The sequence below is a fragment of the Serratia sp. CY33525 genome (genome assembly GCF_052169115.1).
Lineage (GTDB): Bacteria > Pseudomonadota > Gammaproteobacteria > Enterobacterales > Enterobacteriaceae > Serratia > Serratia sarumanii.
Window position 1 is genome coordinate 209,833 of the sequence record NZ_JBJNLK010000004.1, and the last position, 19,295, is coordinate 229,127.

Below are 19,295 nucleotides of genomic sequence, written 5' to 3' on the forward strand. Positions count from 1 at the left end.
AAGCCTTACCAGTATAGAAGTGTTTAATCTATTAAGCGGTTAAACGGTAAAAACAGTTAAAAATAATTAATAATATGTACCCAGTATTAGCGACGCTGTATGGGCGGGTGCATTTTGGCTCGCGTTCGGTGCCGCGGGCGATTGCGGTCAATGAAGCGCCACTGGGGTGCGAGGATGGACCGGAGCTCGCCGGCGAGTGCAACGGCGGTGATAAAACGCCGGCCGACGGTTAATTAACGTTACGAGCTGTCCCCATTGCCGCCAGGCGCACGGCAGGCTAGGCTGTTCAGCTCATGGGCCGCCGCGTGGCGGCTTGAACGTTGCACAGGGAGTTTTTTATGACGGGTATTTTGCAGTTATTCCAGGCCATCGGACTGGGTTTGGTGCTGCTGTTGCCGCTGGCCAACCCGCTGACCACGGTGGCGTTGCTGCTCGGGTTGTCCGGCAATATGACGCGCGAAGAGCGTAATCAGCAGTCGCTGATGGCCTCGGTTTATGTGTTCTGCATCATGACGGTGGCGTTTTACGCCGGGCAGGTGGTGATGAACACCTTCGGCATTTCGATCCCCGGCCTGCGCATCGCCGGCGGCCTGATCGTCGCCTTCATCGGTTTCCGCATGTTGTTCCCGCAACAAAGCGCCGATGAGGCGCCGGAGGTGGAGAGCAAGTCGCACGAGCTGCGCCATAAGACCTCGGCCAACATCGCCTTCGTGCCGCTCGCCATGCCGAGCACCGCCGGGCCGGGCACCATCGCGATGATCATCAGCTCAGCGTCGAGCGTCAAAGATAACACGCTGGGTTTTGAACCCTGGGTGCTGGCGGTGGCGCCGGTCGCCATCTTCCTGACGGTCGCGGTGATCCTGTGGGGCTGCCTGCTCAGTTCCGGCGCCATCATGCGCTTGGTGGGGAAAAGCGGCATCGAGGCGATCTCGCGCCTGATGGGCTTCCTGCTGGTGTGCATGGGCGTGCAGTTCATCATCAACGGCGTGCTGGAGATCATCTCCACCTATACGCCGGCCGCCGCTTAAAGATCAAAAACGGGCGCGTCGTCGCGCCCGTTGCCGTTATTTCCCCGTCGGCGCCTGCGCGCCCAAAATGCCCTTGCCTTCCGGCACTTCGGTAAAGCGGCTGAGGATCTCGCTGTAGGTCTTGGCCGGATCCAGATCCGGGAACTGCGCCGGATAGATAAACTTCGCCAGATACTCCAACCCGACAATGTTGTACGGATGGTTGTAGAAGTTATGGTAGATGCCGTAGAACCGCCCTTCTTTCACCGCCGACACCTGCGCGAAGCCCGGGCGCTGTTTCATGCGATTGAAAGCCTCATCCACCTGCTGCTGCGTGACGCCATAGCCGAACGGCACCGCAGCGTTGGTCTTGCTGGCCCACTGCGAGCCGGAAACGATGTAGGCATCCGGTTTCATGGCGATCACCTTTTCCAGCGCCACGTCGCCGGTCGCGCCCGGCAACAGCGCAGAGCCGATATTGTGCGCGCCGACCGCTTCCACCAACGCGCCCCAGCCGACGTGCGCATGGGTGAAGCAGCAGGACTCCAGCCCGTTCAGGCCGGCCTTGGCTTCAAAGAACACCAGCGGCTTGGGTTCCACCGCCTGCGTCTTGGCCAGAATGGCCTGATAATGCTGCTGATAATAATCGGTATATTGCTTGGCTTCACTTTCCCGGTTGAGGGTTTCCCCCAGCAGCGTCACGCTTTTCGGCGTGTTTTCCACCGGCTTGAGCATGGTGTCGATAAACAGCACCGGCACGTTCAGCGCCTTGAGCTTATCCAGCACGCCGGTTTGGCTCAGCGAAGGTTTGGAACGCAGCTGGGCGATCATCAGATCGGGCCGCTTGGCGATCACGCTCTCCAGATTCACTTCACCTTTGTCGCTGAATCCCATATCGATGATGTTTTTCGCCGCCGGCCATTTGCTCTGCAAGATATCCCAGGTCGCCGCGTCGCTTTTCTTCAGCAGGTTATTCCAGGCCACCAGCCGGCCGAACGGGTTGGCGCGATCGAGCAGCGCCAGCGTGAGAATGTCGCGCCCGTCCTGCACCACGATACGTTTCGGTTCTTGCTGGAGGGTGAGCGTCTGGCCGGAGGTGTCGGTCAGGGTCAGCGGATAGGTGGTGGCCATCGCCGGAGAGGCGAGTAAGGCGGCGCAAATCAGCGCCGGCAAAGTGATTCGACGGTGCACGAAAGACTCCTTAGTCATGAACGCAATCAGGAAATACTAATGAGAATGGCTTGCATTATCAAAGATAACGCCCGGCAACCCGACGATTAATTGCAAAGGGATGTGTAACGCAGGATTGAGAGGCGCGCCGAAGGCGGCGCGCCCAGGGGATCACACCAGGCCGTAAATCAGCGCCGACAGCGCGATCAGGCCCATCACCAGCACGAAGACGTTGCTCGCCGCGCGGTATTTGCGCATCGCCGGCACCGCGCGCACCGCGTACATCGGCAGGATAAACAGGATAGCCGCAATCAGCGGGCCGCTGATGGTTTCGATGATGTGCAGCGCGCTGGGGTTCCACACCGTCGCCGCCCAGGTGAGCAGGAACAGCGAAACCGCCGAGATGCGGTGCGTCATGCGCGAGCTGAGCGGTTTGCCGACCGCGCGCGTGACGCCGTCGATCAGGCTGGTCGCCCCCTCCGTGACCCCCAGCGAGGTGCCGAGATAGGATTTCGCCATTGCCAGCATCGCCATCACCGGGCCGAGATAGGCGATCAGCGGGTTGGAAAACTTGTTGGCCAGGGTGGTCAGCACCGTGATGTTCTGATCTTTCGCCTGCTGCATGTCTTCATGGGACAAACTCAGCACGCAGCTGAACACGAAGAACAGCACGGTGACGCAGATCAGCACATAGCTGTAGCGCATGATGCGCGCGCAGCGGCGTTCCGCCTTATCGCCATACAGGCTCTTCTGGGTCGAGGCGAAGGAAGAGATGATCGGCGCATGGCTGAAGGAAAACACCATCACCGGCACCGCCAGCCACAGCGAATGCCACAGCCCCGGCGTGTCGAAGCGGGTGGCGGCCAGGCCGTGAACGAAATTGGCGGTATTCCAGCTCGGCATCAGGTACAGCGAAATGCCCATCAGGAACACCAACAGCGGGAACACCAGCATGCCCATCGCCGCCACGATGCTGTCTTTGCCGCGCAGCAGCACCAGATTGAGCACCACCACCACCGCCAGGCTTAGCCAGATGCGCGGCAGCGGCGCCACGTGGAACTGGTGGATCAGGAAGCTGTCCAGCGCATTGGTGATCGAAATGCTGTACACCAGCACGATCGGGAAGAACGCCATCAGATACAGCATCATGATGATTTTGCCGGCCAGTACGCCGAAGTGTTCGACCACCACATCGTGAATATTGCCGTCGCGGCTGGAGCCGGAAAGCACGAAGCGGCTGAGCGCGCGGTGCGGCAAATAGGTCAGCGGGAAAGCGAACAGCGCCATCAACAGCAGCACCAGCGGGCCGTTCAGGCCGGCGTTGATCGGCAAGAACAGCGTGCCGGCGCCCACCGCGGTGGCATAGAGACCGAACATCCAGACGGTGTCGGTTTTGTTCCATTTGGCGGGCTGAGCGGCCGTCAGCGTGCCTGAATCGGGAGAAATCGTACTCATGAGACAGTCTACCTTAATCTGCGGCGCCAACGATTGCGCCTAACGGGATATCCTTCTCCGCGAATTTTTTAATAATAATCAGTGAATTAAAGCGATATTTCATACTTGCGCCTGATGAAAGGACGGCAAAGGATAATGAAAAATCCGTTGCGGGTCTATGTTTTATCGGCCGAACGAACGGTTTGCGAACAGAAAGTGCTGAAAAAACCGGCGCACCCAGTAAAAACTAAGGGCCCCTTGCGGAGCCCTTAAACGGTTTACTTCTTCGCGTCCGGATGGTCCGGCACCTCGGCGCTGCCCATCTCCTTCTCGTCGCGGATCATCGAGCGGTCTTTACGCACGTCGGCCACGTCGGAGGCGCTCACCGGTTTGGCGCTGTTGCCCCAGCTGGTGCGGATGAAGTTCACCACGTCCGCCACCTGCTGATCGTTCAGACGCCAGCCGAACGGCGGCATGGTGATGTTGGACACCGCCCCCTGCACCGCCGGCGTGGTGTTGCCGGTCAGCACGATGTGGATCAGCGAGGTCGCGTCCTCGGTCTGCACCACCGGATTGCCCTTCAGCGATGGGAAGGCGCGCTTGTAACCCACCCCGTCGGTGCGGTGGCAGGCCGCGCAGTTATCGACATACAGCGCCGCGCCGGGCTTGCTGTCGTCGCCGCGCCACAGATCCTTGGCCACGCTGTCTTCGACCGGCGCCGCCTGCTGCTTGCCGTCTTTCGGCGGCAGCGATTTCAGGTAGCGTGCGATAGCGGTCAGATCGTCATCGCTCAGGTATTGCAGGCTGTGCTCCACCACGTCGCTCATGCCGCCGAATACGATCGCCTTGTCGTTACGGCCGGTTTTCAGGAACTCGGTCAGCTCGGCTTCGCTCCAGCTGCCCAGGCCGTCCTTGTTATCACCGCGCAGGCTGGAAGCCACCCAGCCGTCGATCGGCGCGTTGCTGCCTGACAGGTAATCGTCGCTTTCGCTGTTGCTCAGCGCTTTTTCCTGCATGGTGATGCTGCGCGGGGTATGGCAGGCGCCGCAGTGGCCCAGGCCTTCCACCAGGTAGCGGCCGCGCTCGATGATCGGATCGGCCTTGGCGTCGGCGACGAAGTCCGCCGGCGACGGCGCGAACATGCCGCGCCAGATGCTCAGCGGCCAGCGCATCGACAGCGGCCACGGGATGTCGGAATCCTTGTTGGCCTGCTCCACCGGCTGCACGCCGTGCATGAAATAGGCATACATGGCGCGCATGTCGTCTTCTTTCACCAGCGCGAACGACGGGTACGGCATCGCCGGATACAGGGTGCTGCCGTTTTTGGCTACGCCCTTACGCACCGCGTTGTCGAAATCCTCGAAGCTGTAATCGCCGATGCCGGTTTTCTTGTCCGGCGTGATGTTGGTGGAGTAGATGGTGCCGATCGGCGTCTCCATCGCCAGGCCGCCGGCGAAGGTTTTGCCGCTCTTGCCGTCGGTGTGGCAGGCCACGCAGTCGCCGGCGCGCGCCAGGTATTCACCGCGCTTGATCAGCTCGCTGCTGACGGTGGCGTCCTGCGCCCAAACGGAAAAACTCACTGCACTGAGAACCAGTGCCGGTACAAATGCTTTCATCGTTCGCCGTCCTTATGCCTGCACCAATGGGCCTGGGTTTTTCAGATACTGCTCGCGAATGGCGCGGGCAGACCAGTAAGCCAGCGCCGCCACGGTGCCGGTCGGGTTGTAGCCCAGCCCCTGCGGGAAGGCCGATGCGCCGATCGAGAACACGTTGTGCACGTCCCAGCTCTGCAGATAGCGGTTGACCGCGCTGGTCTTCGGATCTTCCCCCATCACCGCGCCGCCGTTCATGTGGGTGGTCTGGTAGCTGGTGGTGTCGAAGTGGCTGTTGGCGTTTTTCGGGCTGCCGGCGATCAGTTTCGGGTTCATCGCCTTGGCGATCGGCGCCATCTTGTCGTACATGAACTGCGCCATCTTGATGTCGTTCTCCTGCCAGTCGAACGTCATGCGCAGCAGCGGCTGGCCAAAGACGTTCTTGTAGTTGGGATCGAGATCCAGATAGTTGTTGCGGTACGACTGGTGCGCGCCGTGGGCGTCCATCGAAACGTGGTGGGTGTAAGCATCCGCCACCGCCGCTTTCCATTTGCTGCCCCAGGCCGGGGTGCCCGGAGGCGTCGGCAGACCGGAGATCGGCTTGGTGCCCGCCTGGTTGACCCAGAACGGCGAACCGCCGACGAAGCCTTCTTTGGCATGGTCGAAGTTGTCGGCGTTGAAGTCGTCCACGCCCACGCCGTTGCCGCCGGCGCCGATAAACGGGTTGGTGAACACGTCTTTATCGAAGAACGCCTTGATGGTGGTCATGTTCTGGTAGGCGAAGTTACGCCCGACCACACCCTCGCCGGTCACCGGATCGTAAGGCTTGCCGATGCCGGACAGCAGCATCAGGTGCACGTTGTGGAACTGGAACGCGCCCAGGATCACCAGATCGGCAGGCTGTTCAATCTCGCGCCCCTGCGCATCGACGTAGTTCACGCCGGTGGCGCGGGACTTGTCGTCGGTCAGGTTGACCTTCAGCACGTTGGCGTTGGTGCGCAGCTCGAAGCGTTTCTCCATGCGCAGCGCCGGCAAGATGTTGACGTTCGGCGAAGCCTTGGAATACATGTAGCAGGCGTAGCCGCTGCAGAAACCGCAGAAGTTGCACGGGCCCATCTGCGCGCCGTACGGGTTGGTGTAAGAATCCGAGGTGTTGGCGGACGGCAGGTTGTAAGGGTGGTAACCCACCTCCAGCGCCGCTTTCTCGAACAGTTGGGCGGAGTAGGTATTTTTCTGCGCCGGCAGCGGGAAATCGTCGGAGCGATCCGGCGCAAAGCGGTTGCCGCCCTTCTGCGCCACTTTCTGCCCTTTGATGGTCCAGGCGGTGCCGGAGGTGCCGAACACTTTCTCCGCCTTGTCGAAGAACGGTTCCAGCTCGTCGTAGGTCACGCCGAAGTCCTGGATGGTCATGTCCTTCGGAATGAAGTTTTTGCCGTAGCGCTCTTCATAGTGGCTGCGCATGCGCAGTTCGATCGGATCGACGCGGAAATGCACGCCCGACCAGTGCAAACCGGCGCCGCCGACGCCGGTGCCCGGCAGGAACGCCGCCAGCTGGCGGTAAGGCACCGCGGTCTGGCTGCTGTTATGGCGAATGGTGACGGTGCTTTTCGACAGATCCTGGAACAGTTTGCGACGGATGTTATAGGTCAGCTCGTCGATCACCTGCGGATAAGACCCGTCCGGATAGGTATCGCGCATCGGGCCGCGCTCCAGCGCCACCACGTTGAGGCCGGCCTCGGTCAGCTCTTTGGCCATGATCGCGCCCACCCAGCCGAAGCCGACGATCACCGCGTCTACTTTTTTCATTACCGTTGCCATGCTTAGCCCCTCTCCCCACGAATCGAGACCGGCGGGAAGGGATAACGCTCCCCTCGCTCAACCCAGTCCATAAAATCGGCGCGCGCGCCCGGAAAATTAATCAGCTTCCAGCCCACCATGTCTTTGTTGCCGCCATGGATGGGATCGCTGAAGAAACCTTCGCGGGTGTTTTGCAGCAGATAGGAGAAGAACAGTTTCGACGGCAGCTGCGGGAACTCCGCCTCGCCGGACTCGAACTTTTGCAGTATGGCGTCTTGCTGCGCGCCATCCAGTTCGGCGAAGGGCTTGCCGGCGGTTTTCTTGCTGTAGGCGTCGGCGTCACTGATGCCGAGGTTGTAGATTTGCTTGGGCACCAGCGGCAGCTGATAGCCCATTTCCTTCGGCACATCGGGGTTGAACGGCCCCTGCATGTACCAGATGGCGCCGGTGGCGTACGGGGTATTCATCTGGCGATCGATAAACTCCGGCACGCCGGCTTCCAGTGCGCCGGGGCCGCGCTCGTCGGCCGGGATCAGGTGCGCCACGGCGGCCTTGATGAAGGCCCACTCTTCCGGGGTGAAAAAGGTCGGTTGGTAATCGTTCTGCGTTGAGGTGTTCGAGGCCGCGACCGCCGGTGTCGGTGCCGTCAGCGCGCCAACGCCGCTGCCACCAATTACCGCCGCAGGAATTAAGGTCATCGATTTCAACAAGAAATCGCGCCGCGAATTGTTGGTTTTATGATTCGACATGTCACATTCCATCCAAAGATAGTCACAACTATTTAACCGCAACCTTGCGATCGATACGGGTTTTTAAAATAATTTGTTACTTATTTGTATATTTATTGAAGGTCAGAATGCATCCAAGCGCAAAAATGTTACCGGTAACTTATTGAATGAACGTAAAGATTTATCTGCTAACGTAAATTTAACTTTTCGTGCGGTTTTTCCGATAAGCGGTGAGGAAATAACGAAAAATGAGAAGCAGCTCGCGCGCTGGAACGGTGCCGGAAACAAAATCGGCCGCGTTCAGCGGCCGATTAGACAAGAGAGAGGGTTACTGCGACATCGCCTGATAGGCGGTGGTCACCTTCCACAAATAGCGCGGTGCCTGCGGCGCCGGATGCTTTTTCTGGATGTGCTGATAAAACTCATCCGGGCTCATCTGATTGATGCGATTGACCGCCACGCGCTTGTCCGATGAGAAGGTGCGCAACATGGCGCCCGCCCCGTTCACGTACGAAACGATGGTGGCATAACGCAAAGTCTGTGGGTTGTTGATCCCGGCTAGCTGCTGGCTTTGAAGAATATTGATATAGGCCGTTCCCAGATCAATATTGACCGCCGGATCCTTCAGCTCACGCGAGCTGGGTTGCCCGCTTCTTCCTTTCATGCGATAGGCGTCGCGGCCGGCGGTAGAAGCCTTAAGCTGCATCAATCCCACTGCGTTCGAGGTGCTGACCACGTTCGGGTTAAACCCGGACTCCACCTGAATAATCGCTTTAATCAGCGTTTCGTCAACGCCGTAGTTGCTGGCGGCCTGACGAATGTAATCGTTATAGGCAACCGGCGTGCCTGTGCGGTTTACCGGTGCCTGCGGAGGGGGTTTTAACCAACCGCCGCGCGTTGTGCCACTGCCTGAAATATTGCTTGCCGTTTGCGGATCTTTGGCGCACCCCGACAAAAGCAAAATTGCCGTAAGGCAACCTATTTTTGTTTTCACAGAATCCCTCACTCCTTTCAATGAGTTGCGTAGCATATACAACTTGTAAGGACACCTGCAGTAATTTTTTGGGCTAATCTCAAGCTATCCATATACCAAGAGGTGATTTATGAGTCAATCTGCAACAAACTGCTTTGTGGTGACTTTTCGCTATCAGGAAGAAGGATTAACCGACCTGGCGAAGCTGACCGGGCAATTGACGCGCGAAGGTTTTGTCACGTCGGTGACAGACGAAAATGGCGTGCACCATGAGCTCGGCAGCAACAGTTTTGCGTTCATAACCGTGCTGGATCAAGAGGATGTACAGCGCCTGGCGCAGGGGTTCGGCCAGTTGGCATTGGGAAAACAGCCGGAGGTGGCGATATGCGCCTGTAAGGACTACCTTCAGCGGTTACATACTGATACATAAAATGCTATAACTTCCCGGAGGGTATTATTTTTTCAGTTGGAGATGTACCCCGCCGGCGGTGGGCAAGTGACGCTTGACTTCGCTTCAATTGATATTGATAATCATTTTCATTTGAACCAGGAGACGTCATCATGCCATTGATAAGTTGCGCTTTTCGTCGCAGTCGCCCTTTCCGCGCTGCCACACTGTTACGCCCTTTCACGCTCGCCTGCCTGCTGCTCGGTGCCGCCTTGGTCAGCCAAAACGCGCTGGCGGAAAAAAAGCTGCGCGTGGTGACGACCTTTACCATCATTCAGGACATCGCCCAGAACGTGGCGGGTGATGCCGCCGTGGTAGAGTCCATCACCAAGCCGGGCGCCGAGATCCACGACTATCAACCGACCCCGCGCGATATCGTCAAAGCGCAGCACGCCGACCTGATCCTGTGGAACGGCATGAACCTGGAACGCTGGTTCCAGCGTTTCTTCGAAAACATCAAGCAGGTGCCGGCGGCGGTAGTCACCGAAGGCATTACCCCGCTGCCGATCCGCGAAGGGCCGTATAACGGCAACCCTAATCCGCACGCCTGGATGTCGCCGAGCAACGCGCTGGTATACATCGAGAACATCCGCAAAGCGCTGGTGGAGCACGATCCGGCCAACGCGGCAACCTATAACCGCAATGCCAAGGCCTACGCAGAGAAAATCGGCGCGCTGGACGCCCCGCTGCGCGAACGCCTGGCGCGCATTCCGGCCGCACAGCGCTGGCTGGTGACCAGCGAAGGCGCCTTCAGCTACCTGGCGCAGGACTATCAGCTGAAAGAAGTCTATCTGTGGCCGATCAACGCCGATGAGCAAGGCTCGCCGCAGCAGGTGCGCCGGGTGATCGACGCAGTGCGCGCCCACCATATTCCGGTAGTGTTCAGCGAGAGCACCATTTCCGACAAGCCGGCCAAACAGGTGGCGAAAGAAACCGGCGCCAAATACGGCGGCGTGCTGTACGTGGATTCGCTGTCCACCCGCGACGGCCCGGTGCCGACCTACATCGACCTGCTTAACACCACCGTGCAAACCATCGCCAAAGGATTCGATCAATGACCCATGAACCGTTTGTCCGCCCTGAGTTGAACGTGGACGACGTCACAGTGACCTACAACAACGGACACACCGCCATTCACAACGCCAGCTTTACCCTGAGTGGCGGTTCGATCTGCGCGCTGGTCGGCGTCAACGGCAGCGGCAAGTCGACGTTGTTCAAAAGCATCATGGGCCTGGTCAGGCCCACCGCCGGCCGGGTATCGCTGAGCGACAAACCGGTGGCGGAGGCGCTGAAAAAGAATCTGATCGCCTACGTGCCGCAGACCGAAGACGTCGACTGGAACTTCCCGGTGCTGGTGGAAGACGTGGTGATGATGGGCCGCTACGGCAAGATGAACTTCCTGCGCATTCCGTCGCGCGAGGATCGGCTGCGGGTCGACAAGGCGCTGGAGCGCGTCGGCCTGAGCGAGCTGCGCGGCCGGCAGATCGGCGAGCTGTCGGGCGGCCAGAAGAAGCGCGTGTTTCTGGCGCGCGCGCTGGCGCAACAGGGCACCGTGCTGCTGCTGGATGAACCGTTCACCGGCGTGGATGTGAAAACCGAGAATGCCATTATCGATCTGCTGCGCGCATTGCGCGACGAGGGGCACCTGATCCTGGTCTCCACCCACAACCTCGGCAGCGTGCCGGAGTTTTGCGATCGGGTGATCCTCATCAACCGCACGGTGCTGGCCGCCGGCCCGACCGAAACCACCTTCACCCAGAGCAATCTGGAGCAGGCGTTCGGCGGCGTGCTGCGCCATATCAACCTCTCCGGCCCGGATCTGCACGACGACAACGATCCGCGCACCGTTACGGTGTTGACCGACGATGAGCGCCCGGCGGTGTTCTACGGCCACACCAAGAGCGATCCGCCGGCCAACAGCCAGGCCAGGGAGAAACAATCCTGATGCTGGACCTTCTGCTGCAACCTTTCAGTTATAACTACATGGTGAAGGCCATCTGGGTCAGCGCCATCGTCGGCGCCGCCTGCGCGTTCCTGTCCGCCTACCTGATGTTAAAAGGGTGGTCGCTGATGGGCGATGCGCTGTCGCACTCGGTGGTGCCCGGCGTGGCCGGCGCCTACGCCCTCGGCCTGCCCTACGCCGCCGGCGCCTTCTTCACCGGCATGCTGGCGGCGCTGGCGATGACGCTGGTGCGCCACATCACCCGGCTGCGCGAAGACGCCATCATCGGCTTTATCTTCTCCACCTTCTTCGCCGTCGGCCTGCTGATCGTGTCGCTCAACCCCACCTCGGTCAACGTGCAGTCGATCATCTTCGGCAACATCCTCGGCATCGCCGATGAAGACGTGCTGCAGGTGGAAATCATCATCGGCGTTTCGCTGCTGATCCTGTGCCTGGTGTGGAAAGACCTGCTGGCGGTGTTCTTCGACGAAAGCCACGCGGTGTCGATCGGCCTGTCGCCGCTGCGGCTGAAGATCCTGTTCTTCACCCTGCTCAGCGCCTGTACCGTCGCCGCGCTGCAAACCGTCGGCGCCATTTTGGTGATCGCCATGGTGATCACGCCGGGCGCTACCGCCTATCTGTTGACCGATCGCTTCAGCCGGCTGGTGATCATCGCCATCATCATCGGCGCATTGACCAGCGGCATCGGCGCCTACCTGAGCTTCTTCCTCGACGGCGCCACCGGGGGGGTGATCGTCACCCTGCAAACGCTGGTGTTCCTGGCGGCGTTCTTCTTCGCGCCGAAACACGGCCTGCTGGCGTCTCGGCGCCGCGTGGCGCATTCGCAAACCGGAGGCCGCTGATGGACACCCTGTATCAACTGCTCAGCGAACCCTTCGCCTACCCGTTCATGCAGCGGGCGATCGTTGCCGCCATCGTCACCGGCGTGGTGTGCGCCGTGCTCTCCTGCTACCTGGTGCTCAAAGGCTGGTCGCTGATGGGCGACGCCATCTCGCACGCGGTGCTGCCCGGCATCGTGGTGGCGTTCGTGGTCGGCATTCCGCTGGCGATCGGCGCCTTCCTCTCCGGCATCTTTTGCGCGGTAGCCACCGGCTACCTGAAAGAGAACAGCCGGGTGAAAGAAGACACGGTGATGGGCATCGTCTTCTCCGGCATGTTCGCCTTCGGCCTGGTGCTGTTCTCGCGCATCGATACCGACCAGCACCTGAGCCACATTTTGTTCGGCAACATGCTGGGCATTACCGACGGCGAGCTGAAGCAAACACTGCTCATCGCCGGCATCACCTTGGCGGTGGTGCTGCTCAAGCGCAAAGACTTCATGCTGTACTGCTTCGATCCGCATCATGCGCGGGTGATTGGCCTGCCGGTCAAGCTGCTGCACTACGGGCTGCTGTGCCTGCTGGCGATGACCATCGTCGCCTCGCTGCAGGCCGTGGGGGTGATCCTGGTGATCGCCATGCTGATCGCCCCGGGCATCATCGCCTTTATGCTGTGTCGCCGCTTCGAACGCATGCTGGTGGTGGCGACGGTGGTGTCGGTGTTTTCCTGCGTGCTTGGCACCCTGATCAGCTTCCACATCGACGGTGCCACCGGGCCCTGCATCGTCATCGTACAGGCCGTGCTGTTCGTTATCGCCTTGTTGTACAGCAAGCTGCGTCCGTTACAGCGTAACCAAAACGCCCTCACCGGCGGTTAATCCCCTCCGATGCGGCGATGCCCTCTGCTCGCCGCATCGCCTGCCCCCGCTCATTACGTTGTTGTCATCAAGTTGCAACCGGTATTGCGCTTAAATTAATCAATAGGGTATATACTTTGAGCTGGCGAGACGCTGAAAAAATCGCCGCCTTTGACGCCGGCTGTGCGCCGCGTCGTGTTTTCACCACGGGAAAGACGCTAACCTAATGAATTATCAGGCAGCACAGAGGGGGAGATACCATGTGGCAAGCCGTTAGCCGTCTGTTAAGTGAACATCTTGGCAGCGCAGAGATACGCGAAAGGATTGAACTGCCCGGGGGCGACATTCACCCGGCGTGGCGCGTGAGTTACGGTGACAACGAGGTGTTCGTGAAATGCGACGCCCGGGAACAACTGCCGATATTCACCGCCGAGGCCGATCAGCTGGCGTTGCTGGCACGCAGCAAAAGCGTGCGGGTGCCGGAAGTGTACGGCGTCGGCAGCGATCGCGACTACAGCTTCCTGCTGCTGGAGTATCAGCAGCTGAAACCCCTCGACGCCCACGGTGCCTACTGCCTGGGCCAGCAGCTGGCGCATCTGCACCAGTGGAGCGAGCAACCGCAGTTCGGTCTCGACTTCGACAGCGATCTGACCACCACCCCGCAACCCAACGCTTGGCAGCGCCGCTGGTCGGAATTCTTCGCCGAGCAGCGCATCGGCTGGCAGCTGCAGCTGGCGGCGGAGAAAGGCATGACCTTCGGCGATATCGACGACATCGTCGATCGGGTGTATCTGCGCTTGCAGCACCACCAGCCGCAGCCTTCCCTGCTGCACGGCAACCTGTGGCCGGGCAACTGCGCGATGACCGCCAACGGGCCGATTCTGTTCGACCCGGCCAGTTACTGGGGCGACCGAGAGTGCGATTTGGCGATGCTGCCGCTGTATCCGGAGCTGCCGCCGCAGATCTACGACGGCTATCAGAGCGTGTGGCCGCTGGGTGCCGGGTTTATCGAGCGCCAGCCGCTGTATCAGCTGTACTACCTGCTCAACCGCAGCAACCTGTTCGGCGGCCAGCATCTGGTGGCTGCGCAACGCGCGGTGGAGGCGCTGTTACAGCCCGAGGCGTCGTAACGTTCCGGGGCGCCGCTCGGCGCCCCGTTCATGCCTCAGGCCGCGCCGGCCAACTGGCCTAACAGTCGGATCACGAACCAGGCGATCACCGCAATCACGATCGGCAGGATGTACAGCGGGAAGTATTGCAGGAAGATGGTGTGGTGCGGCAGCGTAATGCGCTCCTCCAGCTGCTGGCGCGTGTGCCCTTCGCTGCCCTTGGCCTGCTCCAGGATCATCTGGTCTTCCAACCCTTCGCGGATGAACTTGACCTGGCGCGACATGCGCGCGCCGGAAGCCTGCAGCGCCAGCCCGACGAAGATCAGTATGTAGATGATGATGAACATCAGATTGGCGCCGCTGAACAGGCTTTTATCCACGTCAGGCACCGGGGAGTTGTACCAGAAAAGGTTCAGGAACGGCGTATTGAAACGCACCATGTCCACCATCACGTGGACAAAATCCAGCATCACCGCGTTGATGCCCTTGGTTTTTTCACTGTGCTGGTAGACAAAGCCCAGCACGGAAATCAGCGTAGACAGCAACGCCGGGATAAAAACCACCCATCCGAGAATGCGTTTCAAAATGGCGATACGCCCGGCCTGTTGATACGTCATGTGTTCCCCTTGTTAGCGACGTAACCGAATCGGCTAAGTCTACCTGCAGTTGGCAAAGCTCGCCCACCGTTTTCTTCATTCCCGCTGTGCTACAAGCTTAGCCGAATTCGCCGAAATCAACTGCTTAACGCCGTCCGGGCACTATCATTGAAGAGATAAAGTTATCCATTCGGGCAGAGGCCGCCATGATTCGACTGATTATCTTATTGCTGGGCGCGCAGGCGCTGCACGGCCAGCGCCGCCTGCTGGTGCTGTTCGGTTGGCTGTGGATAGCCGCAGGGGCGCTGGTGCTGTTCGACATACTGCAGGATGGCCGATCCGTGCTGGCGCTGGATGCGCTGGCGGTCATCCTGGCGCTGGAGGGGCTGGTGGCGATATCCGCCGCGCTGGTGATTGGCTCTTCCGCCAGCAGACCGGTGCTGCTGAAGGGGCTGGGCTTCGTGTTTATGGCCTTTTTAATGTTGGACGTGCCCGCAGACGATAACATCGTCGCCACCGTGGTGTTTGGCAGCGCGCTGCTGCTTGACGGCGCCGTGCGCATCGCCTCCTCCACGGTGATTCAACACAGTCGATGGAAAACCGTGGCGCTAGCGGGCGGCGGCGAGATCCTGCTTTCGTTGATGATTTTTGTCGGCTGGCCGGCGCCGCACCGGATGACGGTGCCCTTTTGCCTCGGCGTGATGATGGTGCTTTCCGGCTGGGCTTTATTGCGTATCGCCCGGAGGCTGGCAAGCTTCTCTCTGAATCAGCACCCCGCGCGGCAGCCACCGCCCCCGGCGGACGAGGCTACGCCGCTCACGGTGTATGTCTGGACACCGATTGGTGCGGCTAAAGATCCACGCCGGCGTTACATCGTCGACCGATACATCGCGGCGGTCGACGGCGGCGGCAATATCTCCACCGGTCATGCCGCCCTGGCGCTCGCGCCGGATGTGTATATCAGTCACTACCCGCTCAACGACATCAGCCATTCCGTTCAGGATTTCCGCCAGTTGCTGCATGCCGGCGAACAGAACAACGTCGACGGGCGTTTCCTGCCCGACCTGCCGGGCGAGATCGCCGCCTGGTGCCCGCCGGACAAGAAAATTCAGTTCTATCGCTATAACCCGGCGGCGCTGCGCGCATTCTGGCGGCGGTATCGGCAGGACGCGACTTACAACCTGACTCGGCGCAACTGCTCCACCACGGTCATCGGCGCACTCGACAGCGCGCTGGAGGGCGTGCTGGGCGATAAACATCTGTGGCGCCGTTTTCTGTTATTGGTGCTGGATCCCAATCTGTGGATGCTGGCGGTGCTGCGCAGCCGTGGCGAAAGCATGACCTGGACGCCGGGACTGGTGCTGGACTATGCCCGCATGTTGCAACAGGTCACCGAGCGCCAACACCAACGCTGGTGGTTAAAATTACGCGAGGTGTGGAATATCCTTCGCTTTGGCAAAAGCCAAACGCGCAGGCAAAGATTTTAGTCTCACCACCGGCGATGATAGAGTATCGGGCACATTCACCCGCGCCGGCAGGAGTTAACCGTTAATGGCTTATTCGCAACGCATTGAAACCGCAATTTTTGATATGGACGGCTTGTTGATCGACTCGGAACCGCTGTGGCTGCAGGCCGAGCTGGATATCTTCGGCGCGCTGGGTCTGAATCTGTCCGATCGCCACAAGCTGCCGGACACCCTGGGGCTGCGCATCGATCTGGTGGTGAAAATGTGGTACCAGGCGATGCCGTGGCAAGGCGTATCGCTCGATGAGGTGTCGGCGCGGATTATCGAACGCGCCATCGAGCTGGTGCACGAGACGCGCCCGCTGCTGCCGGGCGTCCGGCAGGCGCTGGAGCTGTGCCGCGAGCAGGGGCTGAACATCGGCCTCGCCTCCGCCTCGCCGCTGCACATGCAACGGCAGGTGCTGAAGATGTTCGATCTTGAGGGCTACTTCGATCAGCTGGTTTCCGCCGAATACCTGCCGTATAGCAAACCGCATCCGGAGGTCTACCTGATCGCCGCCGAGCGCCTGGGCAGCGATCCGCTGCGCTGCATCACGCTGGAAGACTCCTTTAACGGCATGATCGCCACCAAGGCCGCGCGCATGCGTTCCATCGTCATCCCGGCCGCCGAATACCGCCACGATCCGCGCTGGGCGCTGGCGGACCACCAGCTGGAGACCCTGGAACAGCTCACCCCCGCCCACTTTGCCTGACCTGCGGCGCCGGCCACCGGCGCCCTGGCTTTGCCGCTCTGCGCATAAAGGGGTTCCGCGCCGCAAAACAAACGAAACAGTGTTTCATTATTATTGAATTGGCATGTTGTTATTATTATGCTGGGCGGCAGGGAAAGCGACGGCCCGCGGAGCGTTGTCACTGCCACGCAGCGCTGTTCAAGGCCGCCGCTTCCTCCCGCCGCACGCCAAACAACAGCCCTCGTTTCTTTCCGTTCCCCACCGCCCATCGCCCGCCGTTAATTCTCACCGGTCAAAATCGATGATTTGTTACGCATTGCCGTAACAACCCGTTGTAAAACAGGGGAAAATAAACAATTGGTTACAGGGTAACTGCTTCCACTACTGGGAATTTTCCCATATACTGGATAAATTAACAGTTTACCAGCCGGAATCGCAACAGCATGACCGCGGAAGGACACCTTATATTCTCTGTCGCTTGCGCGATCTTCGCCAAGAAGGCGGAAGTGACGCCAGAGCTGGCTACCGGCGACTGGTGGCACATCATACCCGCCGCGCTGCTGACCTCGCTGCTGCCGGACATCGATCACCCCAAGTCGGTGCTGGGCCAGCGTCTGCGCTGGCTCGCCATTCCCATCGCCCGCGCATTCGGCCACCGCGGTTTCACCCACAGCCTGCTGGCGATCGCCGGCGGCATGGCGCTGTTCCAGCTGGACGTGCCGCGCAGCTGGCCGATCCCGGCCGACGCGCTGCACGCCATGATCATCGGTTACTTCAGCCATCTGCTGGCCGATATGCTCACCCCCGCCGGCGTGCCGCTGCTGTGGCCGTGCCGCTGGCGTTTTCGCCTGCCGCTGCTCAACTCGCAAAAGGGCAACCAGCTGGAGCGTGTGTTGTGTCTATGCCTGGTGGCGTTTGCCATCTGCTGGCAAGGTGATTTCACCCTGCCGGTGCAATCCTATGTCGAGCAAATCAGAAATATTAGACCCTGATCACAAAAATCCGCTCAACCAATCACCTTAATGTATATAAAACGAACAAAAACACACAAAAAGCTATATTAAATTCCATTTGGATATAAGTAGGCCACCCGGCAAACTGTTACGATATTTACATCGCGACATACGTGATGCGTAGTCGTTTTTATAAGAAAGATGATTGGAGACATTGGGGATGAATTTTCCGCTCGTGATTAACGTGCTGGTGTTTGTCGCGCTCCTGTTGCTGCTGGCGCAAACCCGCCACAAGCAATGGAGCCTGGCGAAAAAAGTGCTGGTCGGCCTGGTGGTCGGCGTGGTGTTCGGCCTGGGCCTGCAGCTGGTGTACGGCTCCGACAACCCGGTACTGAAAGAATCCATCAGCTGGTTCAACATCGTCGGCAACGGCTATGTGCAGCTGCTGCAAATGATCGTCATGCCGCTGGTGTTCGCCTCGATCCTGAGCGCGGTGGCCAAGCTGCATAACGCCTCTTCTCTGGGCAAAATCAGCGTCCTGACTATCGGCACGCTGCTGTTCACCACGCTGATCTCGGCGCTGGTGGGCGTACTGGTCACCAACCTGTTCGGCCTGACCGCCGAAGGCCTGGTGCAGGGCGCGCAGGAAAGCGCGCGCCTGACGGCAATCCAGACCAACTACGTGGGTAAACTGGCCGACCTGACCGTGCCGCAGATGGTGCTGTCGTTCATCCCGAAAAACCCGTTCGCCGATCTGACCGGCGCCAGCCCGACGTCGATCATCAGCGTGGTGATTTTCGCCACCTTCCTCGGCGTGGCGTCGCTGCAGCTGCTGAAAGACGACAAGCCGAAAGGCGAGCGCGTGCTGGTGGCTATCGACACCCTGCAAGCCTGGGTGATGAAGCTGGTGCGTCTGGTCATGAAACTGACGCCGTACGGCGTGCTGGCGCTGATGACCAAAGTGGTTGCCGGTTCCAACATTCACGACATCGTCAAGCTCGGCAGCTTCGTGGTGGCCTCGTACATCGGCCTGGGCATCATGTTCGTGGTTCACGCCGCCCTGCTGGCCTTCACCGGCGTTAATCCGCTGAAATTCTTCCGCAAAGTGTGGCCGGTGATCACCTTCGCCTTCACCAGCCGCTCCAGCGCCGCCAGCATTCCATTGAACGTGGAAGCGCAGACCCGTCGCCTGGGCGTGCCGGAATCCATCGCCAGCTTCTCGGCGTCGTTCGGCGCCACCATCGGCCAGAACGGCTGTGCAGGCCTCTACCCGGCAATGCTGGCGGTGATGGTTGCGCCGACCGTCGGCATCAACCCGCTGGATCCGGTGTGGATCGCCACCCTGGTCGGCATCGTCACCATCAGCTCCGCCGGTGTGGCGGGCGTGGGTGGCGGCGCCACCTTCGCCGCGCTGATCGTGCTGCCGGCGATGGGCCTGCCGGTGACGCTGGTCGCGTTGCTGATCTCGGTCGAGCCGCTGATCGACATGGGCCGTACCGCGCTGAACGTCAACGGCTCCATGGCGGCGGGCACCATCACCAGCCAGCTGATGAAGCAAACCGACAAAACCGTGATGGACAGCGAAGACGAAGTCGAATTGGCTCACCGTTAACGCCGTCTCAAAACGAAAAAACCGGGGATTCTCCCCGGTTTT

Annotated in this window: 19 protein-coding genes; 12 read left to right on the forward strand and 7 right to left on the reverse strand. The window is 60.1% G+C overall.

Annotated features, from left to right (window positions below):
• Nucleotides 1–74: 74 nt before the first annotated feature.
• Together ACJ8IM_RS12375 and ACJ8IM_RS12380 are read left to right on the forward strand one after the other, a co-directional pair.
• Nucleotides 75–233 carry a hypothetical protein gene (locus ACJ8IM_RS12375; RefSeq protein ID WP_165790329.1) on the forward strand — a complete coding sequence of 53 codons (159 nt, stop codon included), beginning with the start codon at nt 75–77 and terminating at the stop codon, nt 231–233.
• Between the two features lie 105 nt (nt 234–338).
• Entirely contained in the window at nt 339–1,028 is a 690-nt protein-coding gene (locus ACJ8IM_RS12380; RefSeq protein WP_033653915.1) for a MarC family NAAT transporter, read from the forward strand.
• A 36-nt stretch (nt 1,029–1,064) separates the two neighbouring features.
• Here ACJ8IM_RS12380 and ACJ8IM_RS12385 read toward each other — a convergent pair whose 3' ends face one another.
• The 6 genes from ACJ8IM_RS12385 to ACJ8IM_RS12410 all read right to left on the reverse strand — a co-directional run bounded on the left by ACJ8IM_RS12385 (nt 1,065) and on the right by ACJ8IM_RS12410 (nt 8,722).
• Entirely contained in the window at nt 1,065–2,198 is a 1,134-nt protein-coding gene (locus tag ACJ8IM_RS12385; protein ID WP_033653914.1) for an ABC transporter substrate-binding protein, read from the reverse strand.
• 150 nt (nt 2,199–2,348) lie between these two features.
• Complete coding sequence (locus ACJ8IM_RS12390; protein WP_033638320.1) at nt 2,349–3,632, reverse strand: serine/threonine protein kinase; 1,284 nt, start codon at nt 3,630–3,632, stop codon at nt 2,349–2,351.
• A gap of 257 nt (nt 3,633–3,889) precedes the next feature.
• The gene (locus ACJ8IM_RS12395; protein WP_033638319.1) at nt 3,890–5,227 is read right to left on the reverse strand and encodes a c-type cytochrome; all 1,338 of its coding nucleotides are present in this window, start codon (nt 5,225–5,227) and stop codon (nt 3,890–3,892) included.
• A gap of 12 nt (nt 5,228–5,239) precedes the next feature.
• Nucleotides 5,240–7,021, reverse strand: coding sequence for a GMC family oxidoreductase (locus ACJ8IM_RS12400; protein ID WP_004931432.1), 1,782 nt, complete (start codon nt 7,019–7,021; stop codon nt 5,240–5,242).
• 2 nt (nt 7,022–7,023) lie between these two features.
• On the reverse strand, nt 7,024–7,749 hold the full coding sequence (locus tag ACJ8IM_RS12405; RefSeq protein ID WP_033653913.1) for a gluconate 2-dehydrogenase subunit 3 family protein: 726 nt from the start codon (nt 7,747–7,749) through the stop codon (nt 7,024–7,026).
• A gap of 307 nt (nt 7,750–8,056) precedes the next feature.
• The gene (locus ACJ8IM_RS12410; protein WP_004931439.1) at nt 8,057–8,722 is read right to left on the reverse strand and encodes a transglycosylase SLT domain-containing protein; all 666 of its coding nucleotides are present in this window, start codon (nt 8,720–8,722) and stop codon (nt 8,057–8,059) included.
• Nucleotides 8,723–8,831: 109 nt separating this feature from the next.
• Between ACJ8IM_RS12410 and ghoS the strand changes: the two genes are divergently transcribed.
• The 6 genes from ghoS to ACJ8IM_RS12440 all read left to right on the forward strand — a co-directional run bounded on the left by ghoS (nt 8,832) and on the right by ACJ8IM_RS12440 (nt 13,917).
• A complete protein-coding gene (ghoS, locus tag ACJ8IM_RS12415) occupies nt 8,832–9,131 on the forward strand; it encodes a type V toxin-antitoxin system endoribonuclease antitoxin GhoS (RefSeq protein WP_033646321.1) in 300 nt (99 codons plus the stop codon).
• Between the two features lie 131 nt (nt 9,132–9,262).
• Nucleotides 9,263–10,207, forward strand: coding sequence for a metal ABC transporter substrate-binding protein (locus tag ACJ8IM_RS12420; protein WP_033638313.1), 945 nt, complete (start codon nt 9,263–9,265; stop codon nt 10,205–10,207).
• Nucleotides 10,204–11,094: a manganese/iron ABC transporter ATP-binding protein gene (locus ACJ8IM_RS12425; protein WP_033638312.1), complete on the forward strand. Its 891-nt coding sequence runs from the start codon at nt 10,204–10,206 to the stop codon at nt 11,092–11,094. The genes ACJ8IM_RS12420 and ACJ8IM_RS12425 overlap by 4 nt, the downstream gene beginning before the upstream one ends.
• Nucleotides 11,094–11,954 carry an iron/manganese ABC transporter permease subunit YfeC gene (gene yfeC / locus ACJ8IM_RS12430; RefSeq protein WP_033638311.1) on the forward strand — a complete coding sequence of 287 codons (861 nt, stop codon included), beginning with the start codon at nt 11,094–11,096 and terminating at the stop codon, nt 11,952–11,954. The genes ACJ8IM_RS12425 and yfeC overlap by 1 nt, the downstream gene beginning before the upstream one ends.
• The gene (locus ACJ8IM_RS12435) at nt 11,954–12,808 is read left to right on the forward strand and encodes a metal ABC transporter permease (RefSeq protein WP_033646322.1); all 855 of its coding nucleotides are present in this window, start codon (nt 11,954–11,956) and stop codon (nt 12,806–12,808) included. Before yfeC ends, ACJ8IM_RS12435 begins: the two co-directional genes overlap by 1 nt.
• 239 nt (nt 12,809–13,047) lie before the next feature.
• Nucleotides 13,048–13,917 carry a fructosamine kinase family protein gene (locus tag ACJ8IM_RS12440; RefSeq protein WP_033642864.1) on the forward strand — a complete coding sequence of 290 codons (870 nt, stop codon included), beginning with the start codon at nt 13,048–13,050 and terminating at the stop codon, nt 13,915–13,917.
• 35 nt (nt 13,918–13,952) lie between these two features.
• On the opposite strand, the gene ACJ8IM_RS12445 is transcribed toward ACJ8IM_RS12440, so the two are convergent.
• On the reverse strand, nt 13,953–14,513 hold the full coding sequence (locus tag ACJ8IM_RS12445) for a YniB family protein (protein ID WP_033638308.1): 561 nt from the start codon (nt 14,511–14,513) through the stop codon (nt 13,953–13,955).
• A gap of 185 nt (nt 14,514–14,698) precedes the next feature.
• Between ACJ8IM_RS12445 and ACJ8IM_RS12450 the strand changes: the two genes are divergently transcribed.
• From ACJ8IM_RS12450 to ACJ8IM_RS12465, 4 genes are all read left to right on the forward strand, one after another.
• Nucleotides 14,699–15,979, forward strand: coding sequence for an HdeD family acid-resistance protein (locus ACJ8IM_RS12450; RefSeq protein WP_033653912.1), 1,281 nt, complete (start codon nt 14,699–14,701; stop codon nt 15,977–15,979).
• A gap of 64 nt (nt 15,980–16,043) precedes the next feature.
• Complete coding sequence (gene hxpB, locus ACJ8IM_RS12455) at nt 16,044–16,709, forward strand: hexitol phosphatase HxpB (protein WP_033653911.1); 666 nt, start codon at nt 16,044–16,046, stop codon at nt 16,707–16,709.
• 422 nt (nt 16,710–17,131) lie between these two features.
• Nucleotides 17,132–17,680, forward strand: a complete 549-nt coding sequence (locus ACJ8IM_RS12460; RefSeq protein WP_033638305.1) for a metal-dependent hydrolase — start codon at nt 17,132–17,134, stop codon at nt 17,678–17,680.
• A gap of 181 nt (nt 17,681–17,861) precedes the next feature.
• The gene (locus ACJ8IM_RS12465; RefSeq protein WP_033653910.1) at nt 17,862–19,253 is read left to right on the forward strand and encodes an L-cystine transporter; all 1,392 of its coding nucleotides are present in this window, start codon (nt 17,862–17,864) and stop codon (nt 19,251–19,253) included.
• The last annotated feature ends 42 nt before the right edge of the window (nt 19,254–19,295 follow it).